The following is a 15,951-nucleotide window of genomic DNA, read 5'->3' on the forward strand; positions in this document are numbered from 1 at the left end:
CAACGACCGTCGCGAATTCAGAGGACTGCAGTGGCTTGCACCGCCGCAAGCCTGAGCAATCCAGGCAATGTCCTAATGATCGGGAGGTTCAGATGGTTTCGCCTGAAACGGCATCGATGCAAGAGACGGCATCCGGAAAATCGCATTCAGCAACTCCGCTGTCGTCAGAAGAACTCCGTCTGATGGACGCCTATTGGCGGGCTTCGAACTATCTTTCCGTCGGCCAGATCTATCTGCTCGACAATCCGCTCCTGCGCGAGCCGCTGAAACGCGAACACATCAAGCCACGCCTGCTCGGCCATTGGGGCACCTCGCCGGGCCTCAACATGCTCTATGTGCATCTCAACCGCGTGATCAAGCGCGACGATCTCAACATGATCTATATCATCGGGCCGGGGCACGGCGGACCGTCGCTGGTGGCGCATGCCTATCTCGAAGGGACCTATAGCGAGTTCTATCCGAATATCGGCGAAGACGCCGAGGGCATGCAGCGGCTCTTCAAGCAGTTCAGCTTTCCGGGCGGCATACCGAGCCACGTGGCGCCGGAAACGCCCGGCAGCATCCATGAGGGCGGCGAGCTCGGCTATGCGCTGAGCCATGCCTATGGCGCGGCCTTCGACAACCCGGACCTCGTCGTCGCCTGCATCGTCGGCGATGGCGAGGCCGAAACCGGGCCGCTTGCGACCGGTTGGCAAAGCAACAAGTTCCTGAATCCCGCCCGCGACGGCTGCGTCCTGCCAATCCTGCATTTGAACGGCTACAAGATCGCCAACCCGTGCTTCCTCGCCCGCATCCCGCGCGACGAGTTGCAGAAGTTCTTCGAGGGCATGGGCTACAAGCCCTATTTCGTCGAAGGGCATGATCCGGATAGCGTGCACCAGCAACTGGCCGGCGTGCTCGATACGGCCATGGCGGAGATCCGGCAGATCTGGGACGACGCCCGCGTGAGGGGCAACCTGAAGCGGCCGGCCTGGCCGATGATCATCTTCCGCACGCCCAAGGGCTGGACCTGCCCGAAGGAGATCGACGGCAAGAAATGCGAGGACTACTGGCGCTCGCACCAGGTGCCGATGGGCGAAATGGACAAGCCCGAGCACATCCGCATCCTCGAGCAGTGGATGAAGAGCTATCGCCCCGAGGAGCTTTTCAGCGACGAGGGCCGGCTGAAGCCGGAAATCGCAGCGCTGGCGCCGACGGGGCATCGCCGCATGAGCGACAATCCGCACGCCAATGGCGGCCTGCTGCTGCGCGACCTGAAGATGCCGGCTTTCCGGAATTATGCCGTCGACGTTCCGCGTCCGGGTGCGACCACCGTGGAAGCCGCCCGCGTCATGGGCAAGTTCCTGCGCGACGTCATGAAGTCCAACATGGACTCCAGGAACTTCCGGCTGTTCAGCCCGGACGAAAACAATTCCAACCGCTGGCAAGACGTGCTCGAGGTCACCAATCGCTGCTACATGGCCGAGATCTATCCGGAGGACGATCATCTCTCACCGGATGGCCGCATCATGGAGGTCTTGAGCGAACACCAGTGCCAGGGCTGGCTCGAAGGCTATCTTTTGACCGGCCGCCACGGCTTCTTCTCCTGCTACGAAGCCTTCATTCACATCATCGATTCGATGTTCAACCAGCATGCCAAGTGGCTGAAGGTCTGCAACGAGATTCCCTGGCGCCGGCCCGTTGCGTCGCTGAACTACTTCCTGAGCTCCCATGTCTGGCGGCAGGACCACAACGGCTTCAGCCACCAGGATCCCGGCTTCATCGATCACGTCGTCAACAAGAAGGCCGACGTCATCCGCGTCTACCTGCCGCCGGATGCCAACACGCTGCTCTCCGTCACCGACCATTGCCTGCGCAGCCGCAACTACATCAACGTCGTCGTCGCCGGCAAGCAACCGGGGCCGCAATGGCTGACGATGGAACAGGCCGTGCGCCATTGCAGCATGGGCGTCAGCATCTGGGATTGGGCCAGCAATGATGCCAACAGCGAGCCGGACGTCGTCATGGCTTGCTGCGGCGACGTTCCGACGCTCGAAACGCTGGCAGCGGTGCAGTTGTTGCGCGAGCATCTTCCCGAAGTGAAGGTCCGGGTGGTCAACGTCGTCAATCTGATGAAGCTGCAGCCGGCGGAAGAGCACCCCCACGGCCTCTCCGACCGCGATTTCGATGGCATCTTCACCAGGGACAAGCCGATCATCTTTGCCTTCCACGGCTATCCGTGGCTGATCCACCGCCTCACCTACCGCCGCACCAACCACGACAACCTGCATGTGCGCGGCTACAAGGAGGAAGGCACGACCACGACGCCGTTCGACATGGTGGTGCTGAACGAGCTGGACCGCTTCCATCTCGCCGGCGACGTCATCGACCGCCTGCCGCAGCTCGGCGCGCGTGCCGCCTATTTCAAGCAGGCGATACAGGCCAAGCTGATCGAACATCGGGAATATATCGAGAAGCACGGCGACGACATGCCGTCGATCAGCGGCTGGAAATGGGGCGTCAAAGATGCGCAGCAGACGAAGCCGGCGACATCGACGGAAGGCGACAATGTCTAGGGTCCGCGCGCTACCCTATTGACGACCTTGCTCCGATCGCCCGATCGGGCCGGCGAGCCGCTCCGGCAGGAGCGTCTCGCCCACATTGGATGAATGAACCCTCGTCGTAATCGCGGCTGGCTGGCCATGTCGGAATTGCTGTCGACAGATCCCGAACTGAACCGGATGCCGACCGAGCAGGATCTAGCCCGGCTGCAGTTTACCACCCTGCTCTACTACCTGCATTGCACCAATCCCGATAACGGGCTCGTGCGCGACAAGACGCAGGAAGATGCGCCCGCAAGTATCGCGGCAATCGGCATGGCGCTCGCAACGATCCCGGTTCTGGTCGAGCGGGGCATCGTCATCCGCAAGTTCGCCGCGAAAATCGCGCGTCGACGGCTGCAGTTTCTGCTGCAATGCCCGCAGGGGCCGGAGCCGGACGCTTCGGGCTACAAGGGCTTCTTCTATCACTTCCTTGATATCGAGACCGGCAGACGTGTTTGGGAATGCGAACTGTCGACGATCGACTCCGCTTTCCTCTTCGCTGGCGCGCTGACGGTGGCTGCCTATTTTGACAGCGATGAGGCGGAAGAAGTCGAAATTCGCCGATCGGCAAATGCGCTCTATGAACGGGCTGACTGGAACTGGGCTTGCGATCATGGGCTTACGCTGACCCATGGCTGGCGGCCGGAAAACGGTTTCATTCCCTATCGCTGGCGCGGTTACGACGAAGGCCTGCTTCTCTACATCCTGGGCCTCGGCTCCCCCACCCATCCGCTACCGCCGGAAGCCTATGCTGCCTATACGGCGAGCTACGACTGGCGGAACCTCTATGGTCGCGAATTGCTCTATTCGGGGCCGCTATTTACGCATCAGCTCTCGCACATGTGGATCGATTTCCGCGGCATCCGCGACGAATTCATGCGCGAGCACAACAGCGACTACTTCCAGAACAGCCGGCACGCGACCTTCGTCCAGCAGCAATATGCCATCCGCAACCCGCTGAATTTCGTCGGCTATGGCGAGCATTGCTGGGGCTTCACGGCGAGCGACGGACCGGGCTGGACCAAGCGCAATGTAAACGGCACCGAACGAGAGTTCTTCGACTACCTCGCCCGCGGCGCTCCCTTCGGCCCGGACGATGGAACCGTGTCACCTTGGGCCGTCGTCGCCTCGCTGCCGTTCGCGCCGGAGATTGTCATCCCGACAGTCTGGAATTGCGCCCGCATGAACCTCGGCATGACCAAGCTTTACGGCTTCAAGCCGTCCTTCAACCGAAGCTTTCCCGTCGAGGGAAGCGAATCGGGCTGGTGGGTCAGCCCCTACCACTTCGGCATCGACCAGGGCCCCGTGGTTCTGATGATCGAGAATTACCGAACCGGCCTGCTGTGGAACATCATGCGCCGGTGCGCGCCGATCGTGGTGGGGTTGAGGCGAGCAGGTTTCTCCGGTGGCTGGCTCTAAGGACCAAATCAACAAAGGTACTCTGATGGACAGCCAGCCAGTGCCGATCAGAACAACCGCACTGCGCTTTGCACGGGCTGTTCGAATGCTCTTGACCTCCGAAGTCGGTGGCAGGGCCAGATGGATGTTCGTCGGGCTCATGGCGCTGCTGTTCGGCTTGAACGGCCTCAATGTCGTCAACAACTACGTCGGCCGCAATTTCATGACCGCGATCGCCGAACGGCAGATGGACGAGTTCATTCGGCAGGCCGTGTTTTACGTCTGCGTGTTTGCCGTCCTCACCGTTACCGGCGTCATCGCACGATTTGTCGAGGAACGGTTGGCGCTGCTTTGGCGAGAATTCATGACGCGGCGCGCCGTCGATCTCTATCTGGAGAATGAGACCTACTACCGCGTGGAGGTCTCGGGCACGCTGAGCCATCCGGACCAGCGAATATCCGAAGACATCCAGGCGTTCACCGTCACGACGCTCTCCTACATCATCATGCTGTTCAGCAGCACGCTGACGGTGGTGACGTTCTCCGGCGTGTTGTGGTCCATCAGCCCGCTGCTCTTCTTCGTGGCCGTGTTCTATGCCGCCTGCGGCTCGTACATGACGATCGTCTTGGGACGCCCTCTCATCGGCCTGAACTACGAACGGCTCGACAAGGAAGCGAGCTTCAGATCCAGCCTTATGCATGTCCGCGAGAACGCCGAGTCGGTGATGGTGACGAGCGTCGAGGGGCAGCAAAGAACAAGGTTGATCCAACGCCTCGACGACCTCGTGGGCAACATTCGCATCATCACCACTGTCAACCGGAACCTCGCCTATTTTACGAGCGGTTATAACTGGATGATACAGATCATCCCGGACCTGATCATCGCGCCCGCTTTCATGCGGGGAGAAATCGAGTTCGGCGTCATCACGCAATCCGGTGCGGCCTTCGCGATGCTCGTGGGCGCGTTCTCCCTGATCGTTCGGCAGTTCAACTCTATCTCCAACTTCGCCGCGGTGGTGTCCCGGTTGAGTTCCCTGCTGGAAGCCATTGAGAAGAGCCGAACAAGGGGTGCGACTGGTATTGAACTGGTCAAGCGGGAGGGCGATCTGCTCTTCGAGCATGTGACGTTGGGTTCAACTGGCGGTCACGCCTTCCTGCACGACCTGTCAATATCGATCCCGCAGGGAATGCCGGTGCTGATATCGGGATCGCATGCGGCTGCAGGCGCAGCGCTCTTCAGGGCGACCGCCGGAATTCCGACCAGCGGTAACGGGCGGATCACACGTCCGAACGACCTGTTGTTTCTTCCACAGCGACCTTACCTGCCGCCGGGCTCGCTTCGGCAGATTCTTCTGCCCGCCGACAAACCGGACGACATCTCGGAAAGTCGTATCCTTGAGGTCGTGCGCAGCGTTGGTCTCGAGAGCCTTGCCTGCGACACTCACGCACTGGAGAAGGAGTTGGATCGGGAAATGTCCTTGGGGCAGCAACAGCTCCTGGCTGTGGCCAAGGTGCTTCTCGCAAGACCGCGATATGTCTTTGTTGACCGGCTCGAGGCAACCCTCGGGCACGAGACGTTCCGGAAAGTGCTGAGCCTGCTCTCCGAGAACGGGATCACCTGCATCACCAACGGCGAAGAGAGCGATGCCCGTGATCTCTACGAGGCCATACTGGATTGCCAGGAGGATGGCCGCTGGACATGGACACATCGTCAATCATGATGGGCCTCAAGCCGTCGCCTAAACGGCGGCGCGCCACGGTAGAAGATGGCCCCCCACCGCCTGCGGTTTCGGGGCCAGCCCGGCGGCGGTTCCCCGGACAGCTCGTCCCTGTCGCGAAAGCCCGCCCGCACTCGCCGAATGATCGACGGAGACGATCGCCTTAGCGGGGGGCGACGATGCCCTGGTAGTAATCGCCATCACCGCCAACAAAGCGCGGGCCACCGCCGCCGGTCTGCGAGCAAGCGGCCAGAGTGGCGAGTGCGAGCAGCAATACGATCGTTCTCATGAAGTCGATTCCTTTCGGGCCTTAACAGCGGCTATGTCCTTGAGACTAGTGGGTATATAAGGACTATCGCACAGGACAAGCGGCATCCAGTCGGTGGTATAACAAAACACTTGATCGTTGAAGATGTAAATTATGCCGGCGTCCGCTTGGCGCCTCGCGCACCTGGAAATTCATGGATGAACGTGAAACGTGGTCAATGATCGATGAGCGCGCGGGCTAGAGCATCCCGCTTTCAAGTGGAAACACTCGAAAGCGGAAAGATGCTCTGGAATCAAAAGTGCTAGAGCGACCTTAGTGCGTTCATCTGAACGCACGGCGCTCTAGATCGGCTGATGCCTGTTCGCCTGTTCGCGCTCCTGCCAGTATCTGAGGCGAAGCCGCGGCGCCATGATCCAGGCGACGAACGGTGTCGTGACAAAGCAGGCAACGACCAGCACCGGGATCGCATATTTGGCGTTGTCGGCGAGGACCGGGATCAACAAAACTGTCACGATGCCGATCCCGAACAGAATGGCATTGATCATCAAGCCGACCATGATGGCGAGTTGCAGGCGGACGGACATTTCGGCCTCCCCGAGCTTCGAGGCCACATCGCGCCTCGAACGCAATTCCCGACGCTGATTGTACCAGGGATCGCGAATGCGCGAAATGGCGCTGGGCGCAGAGCCGCAACGGGCCGCACGGGCGACAATGCGTCACGCATCGTGCGCCGCCCCTGTCGCACGCGAAAATCCGCCCTATGCTCTTAGGCGAGTGGTTGAAGGTGTCTGATCGCAGCGCATGCAGGCGTCGGTGATGTGCCTGCAACAGTTGCCGTCTGAGGAGATCGCATGACGAACCCATACGAAGCGCTCGGCGTCAGCCGCGATGCGACACTGAAGGACATTCAGAGCGCCTATCGCAAGCTCGCCAAGAAATTGCATCCGGACCTAAACCCGGGAGACAAAGGAGCGGAGGACCGCTTCAAGGCGATTTCGGCGGCCTACGCTCTCCTCAGTGACGAGGAAAAACGCGGCAAATATGATCGGGGCGAAATCGACGAGACGGGTGCGGAGACCGCGAGCCGTCACTACTACCGCGACTATGCCGCGTCCGGGGATACGGCGGGACGCTACGAGAGCGCACATGGCTTCTCGGATTTCGCGGACGCGGACGATATCTTCTCGAGTTTCTTTTCCCGTCGCAGCGGCGGCCAGCAGCGAGGCCAGCGCGGCCGCGATCACCGTTTTTCCATGGAGATCGGCTTTCTCGATGCGGCTAACGGTACCAAGACCGAGATCAGCCTGCCGGGCGGCGGACCGGCGCTCGATCTCACCATCCCGCCCGGCACGCGCGACGGCCAGACGCTGCGGCTGCGTGGCAAGGGTGAGCCCGGGTTTAACGGCGCGCCGGCGGGCGATGCGCTGATCGATATTCGCGTCAGGCCCCATCCTCTGTTTGCAGCCGATGGCGACGACGTCCGCTACGAGGTGCCGATCTCGCTCAGTGAAGCGGTGCTGGGCGGCAAGATTCGGGTTCCGACGATCGACGGGGCAGTCAATGTCACGATCCCGCCGCATTCCAACACCGGCAAGACCCTGCGGTTGAAGGGCAAGGGCCTGCACAAACCGGGCGGCGGCCATGGCGATGCCTATGTCAGCCTGAAGATCGTGCTGCCGCAGACCCCGGATCCGGCGTTGTCCGCTTTCGTCGAAAGCTGGGCAGCCGGAAAGATGGAAGACCCGCGCAAAGGCATGGGAGGGCACGCATGAACGACCGTGAATTCTGCGAAAACCTGGACATCGAGGTGAAGGTCCTGCGCGTCTGGGTCGAGCAGCGCTGGCTGATGCCGCGCGAGGCGGAAGCCGGCTGGCTTTTCGAGGAGGCTGACCTCGCCCGCGCCCGGCTGATCCAGGATCTGACCGGCCCGATGGGTGTCAACGACGACGGTGTCGACGTCGCGATGCGGCTGCTCGACCAGATCCACGGCCTGCGCGGCCGCCTTGCCGAGTTGATGAACGCCATCCGCTCCCAGGACCCGGAGGTTCAAAGGCTCATCCTGTCGAGCGTTGAGGGCGAATAGTCCCTGTCCAGCAGCCCGACCGTTTCGGCGACGAACAAGGTGTCGACGAACTCCGTCAGATCGACGATCCGGCCGTTGCGGAACGTGAACTTGTCGATGATTTCGGTCCGTTCGCGGGTTTGCGAGGGAACGAAGCAAACGACACCGGCACGGTGAACGACGATGGTGTCGCCGTCAGCATAGGCGCCGACCATCTCCATCCCGCTCAAGTCCCAGCTCTCTATGAGCGCCTGGAAACTGCCGCGCACGGTCTCGGGCGTGTTGACCGCGAGGGCCATCGTGCCGAGCCTGGCGCTTCCGACGATGCGGAAGCTGAAGTCGGGATCGAGCAGCGCCATTATGGTATCGAGGTCATTGACATTGCGGGCGCTGTATAGGGCCTGCACTCTGCTTTCCAGCACGCTTCGCTCGGTCATGGGAAGCCTCCCCGTTTTTCTATCTGGGCGAGTGTGCGCGCACTTTAGCAATAGCGCAAGTAAAGGCCCGCGCTCCGGGATTCTTTTGCCGTAAGCGCCGCCAATGTGGTCATCATTAGGATTTTATTAAAAGGCAGGCGTTGGTTTTTACACGCCTGCAAGTGGAATTGAGCGACAAGAAAGGATTGACAACGGAAGGCAGGAAAGACGTGACACAGGTCGTCACAGTATCCGCGACGACGGCGGCCTATGCGGCGGAAGCGCTGAAGCCGTCGGCACGCGTAAGTGGTGATGGCCCGACCGATGAAGCGATCACGCTGCTTTCGATCAAGCGCCCCGAGGAGCCAGCATTGGCGCCGGTCTTGATACCCAAGACCAAGGGTGCCCTGCCCCTCTCCTTCATGCTGGCAAGCGCCGACGGCCGTTTGCCGGAACGCTCGGAAGCCGAAGCCCTGCGCCGCTATCTCGAATTCATGCGCGATGGCGACGATGGTTTCGAAGAGCAGGAAGACGAAGGCCGGCAGGAGGACCCCGCCGGCCAACAGGATGAAAGCGACGCCGCCTGAGGCGCGCGTCGCAGACTCTTGGTCACTGATGTTTGTGGCCGCCGGCCGCTTCGCCGCCCTTGGCGGAGCCAACCGGGAACATTGTATCGACCTTGCCGGCCTTTTCGAAGATGAGCGTGACGGGAACGGCATCGCCTTCCTTGAACGGCGTCTTCACGTCCATGAACATCAGGTGCAGGCCGCCGGCCTTGAGCTCGACCGTTTCTCCAGCCGGCAAGGCAACGCCGTCCTCGAGCTTGCGCATCTTCATCACGTCGTTTTCCATCTTCATCTCGTGGATCTCGACGCGCGCAGCCGCAGGGCTTTCGACGGCGACCAGCCGGTCTTCGCTTGCCCCCCCATTCTTGATCGTCAGGAAGCCGCCACCGACCTTGGCGCCGGGCAGCATCGCTTTCAGCGACCCGCCCGAAATCTCGAGATCGCCAATCTTTGCCGACCCGTCGGCAGCAGCCATATGCCCGCCATGGCCGGCATGGGGATCGGCTGCATCGGCCATCGTTACCGTCACGGTCGGCGCCGGGCTCTTCAGGTCATGCGCATTCTGGCCCTCGGCAGCGACCTGGTCCCAGACGACCTTGCCGTCGGTCCCGCAAAGCTGCGTGGTCGGGAATGCAAGCACGGTCTCCTTGTCGAAGCCCGATACTTTGCCGCGGACGACGAAGGTGTCGTAATATTCGTCCGGCAGGCTGCCGCCCTTCCAGCGGATTTCCAGGGGGCCGGACGAGACCTTCTTGCCGTGATTGTCGTAGGTCTTCTGGTAGTCGCCTTTGATGATTTCGATTTCCCAACCGGGCTTCGGCTGCGGTTGAGCGAGGACAAATCCTTCCGGCAGCTTGATCTGCACTTCCGTCGTCGGCTTGCCGTCGCAGCCATGCGGCACCTGCAGCACCGCCTTGAAGGTGCTTTCAACCGGCGCCGTGTTGTTTTCAAACGTGGCGTGCGCGTGGGCAATGCCGCTTGCGGCAAGGGTAAGGCCGAGCGAAAGTGAAGCGATCCTGGTCTTTGTCATATCGTAATCTCCTGACCACGCGCCGGGCCCTTGCCCGGTTGCCGGTGGTCCAAGCCGCTTGGCGGCGGCGTATTGAATGGGATGCGAGCGGAGGATTACGAATGCGCCGGCGGCCCGCGCGAAGGCGGCAGGAGGCGCAGATGCTGATGGGCAGCATCGTTTTCTATCAGGATGGGCGAAACGAGCCATGTGCCTGTATCGGCGCGAACGCTTTCCACGGGTGGAACCGGCAGAAGGATCGCGCTCGAAAGACGGCATGCTTCGCAGACCGGGGCCATGGACTGGCCCTTGCCGCTTTGGTGGTCGACGCCGTCCGTGCCGAAGCAGATTTCGGCGAGCGTACCGTCAGGCAGTTGATAGGCGGCGATCTCGGCCGGTGTCAGCGTCTTGGCGCTGAGCGGCTTGTGGGCAAAGGTCAGGAAAACGAGCGCAAATACGGCGATCAGCCGCACTGCTATCCCGAATTTGCCTTCGCGCCCTGTCATCCGATCGACTCTTGTGGGTTAGAGCGGGATGCGGATGGAAAACCGCACAGATTTTTCCCATCCCCGCTCTCGTATCGATCTTGGGTTATCCTCAACCGGAGAAGAAAGCAAAGGCAGAATTGCCGCAGTGGCCTCGGCTGCGTCTTTTGGTCATGCGACAAAAATGTGTTTCACCGCGACACCGCCCCCTTGCCAAGCTCCCGCCTTCGCCGTTATCTGGAGACGATCTTGTTGGGAGAAACCGGTTCACTCCGGTGCCGAAGGAGCAACCGCCCCGGAAACTCTCAGGCCAAAGGACCAGCAAGGTGCCGGTAGGACTCTGGAGAGAAGCGCTTTTGCGCTCGCCGAAGGGATAACAATCTCAGGCAAAGGGACAGAGGGGGCTCGAATCGACGGCGATTGACGCCGGAAGTGTGAGCCGGCGCGAGAGCGCCAGACCTGGAGGCCGGATTTGGAAGACAATCCTCATTTGAAACATACGCCGCTGCATGCGCTGCACCTTTCTCTGGGCGCGCGCATGGTGCCCTTTGCCGGCTACGAAATGCCGGTGCAGTACCCTGATGGCGTGATGAAGGAACACCAGCACACCCGGGTTGCCGCCGGTCTCTTCGATGTCTCGCACATGGGCCAGGTCATCGTCCGGCCGAAGTCCGGCAAGATCGAAGACGCGGCGCTGGCGCTCGAAAAGCTGGTACCGGTCGATGTGCTCGGCCTCGCCGAAGGACGCCAGCGTTATGGCCTCTTCACCAATGCCGAAGGTGGCATCCTCGACGACCTGATGATCACCAATCGCGGCGACCATCTGTTCCTCGTCGTCAACGCCGCCTGCAAGGACGCCGACTTCGACCTGCTGCAGAAAGGCCTTTCCGATACCTGCGACGTGACGATGATCGAGGATCGGGCGCTGATCGCGCTTCAGGGGCCGCGTGCCGAAGCTGTTCTTGGCGAACTCTGGGCCGATGTCTCCGACATGCGCTTCATGGACGTTGCCGAGGCGGACCTGCACGACGTCACCTGCATTATCTCCCGCTCGGGCTACACCGGCGAAGATGGCTTCGAGATCTCCATTCCCGTCGCCTCCGCCGTCGATGTGAGCCAGCGCCTTCTGGAACATCCCGACGTCAAGCCGATCGGCCTCGGCGCCCGCGATTCGCTGCGCCTCGAAGCCGGCCTTTGTCTCTACGGAAACGACATCGACACGACTACGACCCCGGTGGAAGCAGCGCTCGAATGGGCGATGCAGAAGGCGCGCCGCGCCGGTGGCGCCCGCGAAGGCGGCTTCCCGGGCGCCGGTCGCATCCTCGGCCAGTTGACCGATGGCGCTTCGCGCCGTCGCGTCGGGCTGAAGCCGGAGGGACGCGCGCCGGTTCGCGGCGGCGCCAAGCTCTTCGCCGACGCCGAGGGCAAGACCTCGGTCGGCCAGGTGACCTCGGGTGGTTTCGGCCCCTCCGTCGATGGTCCGGTTGCCATGGGCTACGTCGACGTCGGCCACGCCGAAAACGGCACCACCCTTTTTGCGGAAGTGCGCGGCAAGTACCTGCCTGTCGCGGTCGCCGCCCTGCCCTTTGTCAAACAAACCTACAAACGCTGATCAGGAGAGAGCGCACATGTTGAAGTTCACTGAGGAACACGAGTGGCTGAAGATCGAAGCTGGTGTCGCGACCGTCGGCATCACCGAGCACGCCGCCGGCCAGCTTGGCGACCTCGTCTTCGTTGAACTGCCGGAAACCGGCTCGACCTTCTCGAAGGGCGATTCCGCTGCCACCGTCGAGTCCGTCAAGGCAGCTTCCGACGTCTATTGTCCGCTTGACGGCGAAATCGTCGAAGTGAACCAGGCGATCGTCGACGATCCGTCGCTGGTCAACAGCGACCCGCAAGGGGCTGCCTGGTTCTTCAAGCTCAAGCTCGCCAATCCCGGCGATGCCGACGCCCTTCTCGATGAAGCGGCCTATAAGGAGCTCGTCGCCTGATGAGCATGCCCAAGGATTTCACCTTTACTGACTACAAGCCGTATGACTTCGCCAATCGGCGTCATATCGGCCCGTCGCCGGCCGAAATGGACGAGATGCTGAAGGTCGTCGGCTATCCGACGCTCGATGCATTGATCGACGACACTGTCCCGCCGTCGATCCGCCAGAAGACCCCGCTCTCCTGGGGTGCGCCGATGACCGAGCGCGAAGCGCTCGACAAGATGCGCGAAACGGCCAACCGCAACCAGAAGCTCGTCTCGCTGATCGGTCAGGGCTACTATGGCACGATCACGCCGCCGGTCATCCAGCGCAACATCCTGGAAAACCCGGCCTGGTACACGGCCTATACGCCCTACCAGCCGGAAATCAGCCAGGGCCGTCTCGAAGCGCTGCTCAACTACCAGACCATGGTCTGCGACCTGACCGGCCTCGACGTTGCCAATGCTTCGCTGCTCGATGAAGCGACCGCCGCCGCTGAAGCCATGGCCATGGCCGAGCGCGTCTCGAAGTCGAAGGCCAAGACCTTCTTCGTCGACGAGAACTGCCACCCGCAGACGATCGCTCTCTTGAAGACGCGCGCCGAGCCGCTCGGCTGGCAGATCGTCGTCGGTAATCCGTTCACCGACCTCGATCCGGTCGACGTTTTCGGCGCCATCTTCCAGTACCCGGGCACATACGGCCACGTGCATGATTTCACCGGGCTGATCGCCCGTCTGCACCAGACCGGGGCGGTCGCCACCGTCGCCGCCGATCCGTTGGCCCTGGCGCTCCTGAAATCGCCGGGCGAAATGGGCGCAGACATTGCCATCGGCTGCACCCAGCGTTTCGGTGTCCCGGTCGGTTACGGTGGTCCGCATGCCGCCTATATGGCGGTCAAGGACGCCCACAAGCGTTCCATGCCCGGCCGTCTTGTCGGCGTATCGGTCGATGCGCGCGGCAACCGCGCCTACCGGCTGTCGCTGCAGACCCGCGAACAGCATATTCGCCGCGAAAAGGCGACGTCGAACATCTGCACGGCGCAGGTGCTGCTCGCCGTCATGGCCTCGATGTATGCCGTCTTCCACGGCCCGAAGGGCATCAAGGCGATCGCTCAGAGCGTTCACCAGAAGACCGTCCGTCTCGCCATGGGCCTCGAAAAGCTCGGCTACACCGTCGAGCCCGACGTGTTCTTCGACACGATCACCGTCGAAGTCGGCAAGCTGCAGGGTATCATCCTCAAGACCGCGGTCGCCGAGGAAGTCAACTTGCGCAAGATCGGCGACACCAAGATCGGCATCAGCCTCGACGAGCGTTCGCGCCCGGTTACGCTCGAGGCGGTCTGGCGCGCCTTCGGCGGCGACTTCAAGGTCGAGCAGTTCGACCCGGACTACCGTCTGCCGGAAGCGCTGCTACGCACCAGCGAGTACCTGACGCATCCGATCTTCCACATGAACCGCGCCGAAAGCGAGATGACGCGCTACATCCGCCGTCTGTCGGACCGTGACCTCGCGCTCGACCGGGCGATGATCCCGCTCGGCTCGTGCACGATGAAGCTGAACGCGACCGCGGAAATGCTGCCGATCACCTGGCCGGAATTCTCTGAGATCCATCCCTTCGTGCCGAAGGATCAGGCGGCTGGCTACCAGCACATGATCGAGGATCTGTCGGAAAAGCTCTGCGCCGTCACTGGCTATGACGCGATCTCGATGCAGCCGAACTCAGGCGCCCAGGGCGAATATGCCGGTCTCCTCACGATCCGCGCCTATCACATCGCCAATGGCAACGGCCATCGCGACGTCTGCCTGATCCCGACCTCCGCGCATGGCACCAATCCTGCTTCGGCCCAGATGGCCGGCATGAAGGTCGTCGTCGTCAAGGTCAGCGACAACGGCGACATCGACATGGACGATTTCCGTCCGAAAGCAGAACAGTACGCGGAAAACCTCTCGTGCTGCATGATTACCTATCCCTCGACCCATGGCGTGTTCGAGGAGAACGTGCGCGAGGTCTGCGAGATCGTCCACAAGCACGGCGGCCAGGTCTACATGGACGGCGCCAACATGAACGCCATGGTCGGCCTTGCCCGCCCCGGCGACATCGGCTCCGACGTCAGCCACCTGAACCTGCACAAAACCTTCTGCATCCCGCATGGCGGCGGCGGTCCCGGAATGGGTCCGATCGGCGTCAAGGCGCATCTGGCCCCTTACCTGCCCGGCCATCCGGAAACGGACGGACATGAGGGCGCGGTCTCGGCGGCTCCCTTCGGCTCGGCTTCGATCCTGCCGATCTCCTGGAGCTACTGCCTGATGATGGGCGGCGAAGGCCTGACCCAGGCGACGAAGGTGGCGATCCTCAACGCCAACTACATCGCCGCCCGGCTGAAGGGCGCCTATGAAGTGCTCTACAAGTCGTCGAAGGGGCGTGTCGCGCATGAGTGCATCATCGACACCCGTCCGCTGGTCGAAAGCGCCGGCGTCACGGTGGACGATGTGGCAAAGCGCCTGATCGACTGCGGCTTCCATGCGCCGACCATGAGCTGGCCGGTTGCCGGAACGCTGATGATCGAGCCTACCGAGTCGGAGACCAAGGCTGAAATCGACCGCTTCTGCGATGCGATGCTGGCGATCCGTGAGGAAGCCCGCGCCATTGAGGAAGGTCGCATGGACAAGGTCAACAATCCGCTGAAGAACGCTCCGCACACGGTCGAAGACCTGGTCGGCGATTGGGATCGTCCCTATTCGCGCGAGCAGGCCTGCTTCCCGCCGGGCGCCTTCCGTGTCGACAAGTATTGGTCGCCGGTCAACCGCGTCGACAACGTCTATGGCGACCGCAACCTCGTCTGCACCTGCCCGCCGCTGGAAAGCTACGCGGAAGCGGCAGAGTAACGTCAAACGAACCGGCGGGGCTCGCTCCGCCGGTTTCTCCCGCTCCATCCGGCGACCGTGACAGCGCGCCCCGCGCCCCCATCCAGATTCAACTCCGAAATCGACAAAGACCGGCACAAGGACGTGAAGCCTTCGCCTGCCTGCGTCTTTGCGGACCGCGCACTTACCGACGCGAGCTCATTCCGGGAGGCGGGATGGTATTTTCGATCCAGAAGCGGACGAAGGCCTCGGCAAAGTGCCGGTAGCCGGCGACCGAGGCAGGTTTGGCCACATAGGCATTGGCGCCGGCGCGATAGCAATGGAGCACGTCGGTCGGATTGCTGGACGATGTCAACACGATGATGGGAACAAGGACGGTTGCCTGTCCCCTGCGGATGCGCCGCAGAAGCTCGATACCGTCGCTGCCGGGCAGCTTGATATCCAGGAGCACATAGTCGAAATGGGTTTGAGCAAGCTGGGCGATCGCTTCGTCTGCATCTGCCGCCAGCACCAGGTCGATCGTCTCGTCCACCTGCGCGAAGGCACGCGTCACGAAGCGCGCGTCATGCGCGTCGTCCTCCACCAAGAGCAGTCGCTTTGGCGTCGAGACCACC

Annotated in this window: 15 protein-coding genes and 1 riboswitch; of the genes, 9 read left to right on the plus strand and 6 right to left on the minus strand. The window is 62.0% G+C overall.

Annotated features, from left to right (window positions below; all coding sequences use genetic code 11):
- Window positions 1–92: 92 nt before the first annotated feature.
- The 3 genes from ACQ5BM_RS20860 to ACQ5BM_RS20870 all read left to right on the plus strand — a co-directional run bounded on the left by ACQ5BM_RS20860 (window position 93) and on the right by ACQ5BM_RS20870 (window position 5,700).
- Window positions 93–2,555 carry a phosphoketolase family protein gene (locus ACQ5BM_RS20860; protein WP_429815346.1) on the plus strand — a complete coding sequence of 821 codons (2,463 nt, stop codon included), beginning with the start codon at window positions 93–95 and terminating at the stop codon, window positions 2,553–2,555.
- 126 nt (window positions 2,556–2,681) lie between these two features.
- Window positions 2,682–4,001 carry a glucoamylase family protein gene (locus ACQ5BM_RS20865; RefSeq protein WP_429815948.1) on the plus strand — a complete coding sequence of 440 codons (1,320 nt, stop codon included), beginning with the start codon at window positions 2,682–2,684 and terminating at the stop codon, window positions 3,999–4,001.
- Between the two features lie 25 nt (window positions 4,002–4,026).
- Entirely contained in the window at window positions 4,027–5,700 is a 1,674-nt protein-coding gene (locus ACQ5BM_RS20870) for an ABC transporter ATP-binding protein/permease (RefSeq protein WP_429815348.1), read from the plus strand.
- Between the two features lie 160 nt (window positions 5,701–5,860).
- Here ACQ5BM_RS20870 and ACQ5BM_RS20875 read toward each other — a convergent pair whose 3' ends face one another.
- Window positions 5,861–5,986, minus strand: coding sequence for a hypothetical protein (locus ACQ5BM_RS20875; RefSeq protein WP_429815351.1), 126 nt, complete (start codon window positions 5,984–5,986; stop codon window positions 5,861–5,863).
- 320 nt (window positions 5,987–6,306) lie between these two features.
- The gene (locus tag ACQ5BM_RS20880; RefSeq protein WP_429815353.1) at window positions 6,307–6,549 is read right to left on the minus strand and encodes a hypothetical protein; all 243 of its coding nucleotides are present in this window, start codon (window positions 6,547–6,549) and stop codon (window positions 6,307–6,309) included.
- A gap of 267 nt (window positions 6,550–6,816) precedes the next feature.
- On the opposite strand from ACQ5BM_RS20880, the gene ACQ5BM_RS20885 reads away from it, so the two are divergent.
- Together ACQ5BM_RS20885 and ACQ5BM_RS20890 are read left to right on the plus strand one after the other, a co-directional pair.
- On the plus strand, window positions 6,817–7,737 hold the full coding sequence (locus ACQ5BM_RS20885) for a DnaJ C-terminal domain-containing protein (RefSeq protein WP_429815356.1): 921 nt from the start codon (window positions 6,817–6,819) through the stop codon (window positions 7,735–7,737).
- Window positions 7,734–8,048: a chaperone modulator CbpM gene (locus ACQ5BM_RS20890; protein WP_429815359.1), complete on the plus strand. Its 315-nt coding sequence runs from the start codon at window positions 7,734–7,736 to the stop codon at window positions 8,046–8,048. The genes ACQ5BM_RS20885 and ACQ5BM_RS20890 overlap by 4 nt, the downstream gene beginning before the upstream one ends.
- Here the strand turns inward: ACQ5BM_RS20890 and ACQ5BM_RS20895 are convergent.
- Window positions 8,012–8,464 (minus strand): nuclear transport factor 2 family protein, encoded by a 453-nt coding sequence (locus tag ACQ5BM_RS20895; protein WP_429815361.1) that lies wholly within the window; start codon window positions 8,462–8,464, stop codon window positions 8,012–8,014. The two genes, ACQ5BM_RS20890 and ACQ5BM_RS20895, sit on opposite strands and share 37 nt — an antisense overlap.
- Window positions 8,465–8,673: 209 nt before the next feature.
- Between ACQ5BM_RS20895 and ACQ5BM_RS20900 the strand changes: the two genes are divergently transcribed.
- On the plus strand, window positions 8,674–9,030 hold the full coding sequence (locus ACQ5BM_RS20900; RefSeq protein ID WP_429815364.1) for a hypothetical protein: 357 nt from the start codon (window positions 8,674–8,676) through the stop codon (window positions 9,028–9,030).
- A gap of 22 nt (window positions 9,031–9,052) precedes the next feature.
- Here the strand turns inward: ACQ5BM_RS20900 and ACQ5BM_RS20905 are convergent, their stop codons facing one another.
- Window positions 9,053–10,039 carry a DUF1775 domain-containing protein gene (locus ACQ5BM_RS20905; RefSeq protein WP_429815366.1) on the minus strand — a complete coding sequence of 329 codons (987 nt, stop codon included), beginning with the start codon at window positions 10,037–10,039 and terminating at the stop codon, window positions 9,053–9,055.
- Window positions 10,040–10,134: 95 nt separating this feature from the next.
- Window positions 10,135–10,524 carry a hypothetical protein gene (locus ACQ5BM_RS20910; protein ID WP_429815368.1) on the minus strand — a complete coding sequence of 130 codons (390 nt, stop codon included), beginning with the start codon at window positions 10,522–10,524 and terminating at the stop codon, window positions 10,135–10,137.
- Window positions 10,525–10,746: 222 nt separating this feature from the next.
- Window positions 10,747–10,834: riboswitch (glycine riboswitch) on the plus strand.
- Window positions 10,835–10,975: 141 nt separating this feature from the next.
- On the opposite strand from ACQ5BM_RS20910, the gene gcvT reads away from it, so the two are divergent.
- From gcvT to gcvP, 3 genes are read left to right on the plus strand one after another with little or no spacing between them, the layout of a single operon-like run.
- Window positions 10,976–12,115, plus strand: coding sequence for a glycine cleavage system aminomethyltransferase GcvT (gene gcvT / locus ACQ5BM_RS20915; RefSeq protein WP_429815370.1), 1,140 nt, complete (start codon window positions 10,976–10,978; stop codon window positions 12,113–12,115).
- A 16-nt stretch (window positions 12,116–12,131) separates the two neighbouring features.
- A complete protein-coding gene (gcvH, locus tag ACQ5BM_RS20920; RefSeq protein WP_429815373.1) occupies window positions 12,132–12,494 on the plus strand; it encodes a glycine cleavage system protein GcvH in 363 nt (120 codons plus the stop codon).
- Window positions 12,494–15,358 carry an aminomethyl-transferring glycine dehydrogenase gene (gene gcvP / locus ACQ5BM_RS20925; protein WP_429815375.1) on the plus strand — a complete coding sequence of 955 codons (2,865 nt, stop codon included), beginning with the start codon at window positions 12,494–12,496 and terminating at the stop codon, window positions 15,356–15,358. Before gcvH ends, gcvP begins: the two co-directional genes overlap by 1 nt.
- 163 nt (window positions 15,359–15,521) lie before the next feature.
- Here gcvP and ACQ5BM_RS20930 read toward each other — a convergent pair whose 3' ends face one another.
- Window positions 15,522–15,950, minus strand: a complete 429-nt coding sequence (locus ACQ5BM_RS20930) for a response regulator (protein ID WP_429815378.1) — start codon at window positions 15,948–15,950, stop codon at window positions 15,522–15,524.
- Window position 15,951: the final 1 nt, after the last annotated feature.

The organism is Ensifer sp. B1-9, assembly GCF_050474445.1.
Lineage (GTDB): Bacteria > Pseudomonadota > Alphaproteobacteria > Rhizobiales > Rhizobiaceae > Ensifer.

Bases quoted from the DNA above. Each gene is read 5' to 3' on its own strand.
- ACQ5BM_RS20895 (WP_429815361.1), bottom strand. From the start codon at position 8,464: ATGACCGAGCGAAGCGTGCTGGAAAGCAGAGTGCAGGCCCTATACAGC.
- gcvH (WP_429815373.1), top strand. From the start codon at position 12,132: ATGTTGAAGTTCACTGAGGAACACGAGTGGCTGAAGATCGAAGCTGGT.
- gcvP (WP_429815375.1), top strand. From the start codon at position 12,494: ATGAGCATGCCCAAGGATTTCACCTTTACTGACTACAAGCCGTATGAC.
- ACQ5BM_RS20885 (WP_429815356.1), top strand. From the start codon at position 6,817: ATGACGAACCCATACGAAGCGCTCGGCGTCAGCCGCGATGCGACACTG.
- ACQ5BM_RS20875 (WP_429815351.1), bottom strand. From the start codon at position 5,986: ATGAGAACGATCGTATTGCTGCTCGCACTCGCCACTCTGGCCGCTTGC.
- ACQ5BM_RS20880 (WP_429815353.1), bottom strand. From the start codon at position 6,549: ATGTCCGTCCGCCTGCAACTCGCCATCATGGTCGGCTTGATGATCAAT.
- ACQ5BM_RS20865 (WP_429815948.1), top strand. From the start codon at position 2,682: ATGTCGGAATTGCTGTCGACAGATCCCGAACTGAACCGGATGCCGACC.
- ACQ5BM_RS20860 (WP_429815346.1), top strand. From the start codon at position 93: ATGGTTTCGCCTGAAACGGCATCGATGCAAGAGACGGCATCCGGAAAA.
- ACQ5BM_RS20890 (WP_429815359.1), top strand. From the start codon at position 7,734: ATGAACGACCGTGAATTCTGCGAAAACCTGGACATCGAGGTGAAGGTC.
- ACQ5BM_RS20870 (WP_429815348.1), top strand. From the start codon at position 4,027: ATGGACAGCCAGCCAGTGCCGATCAGAACAACCGCACTGCGCTTTGCA.
- ACQ5BM_RS20910 (WP_429815368.1), bottom strand. From the start codon at position 10,524: ATGACAGGGCGCGAAGGCAAATTCGGGATAGCAGTGCGGCTGATCGCC.
- ACQ5BM_RS20905 (WP_429815366.1), bottom strand. From the start codon at position 10,039: ATGACAAAGACCAGGATCGCTTCACTTTCGCTCGGCCTTACCCTTGCC.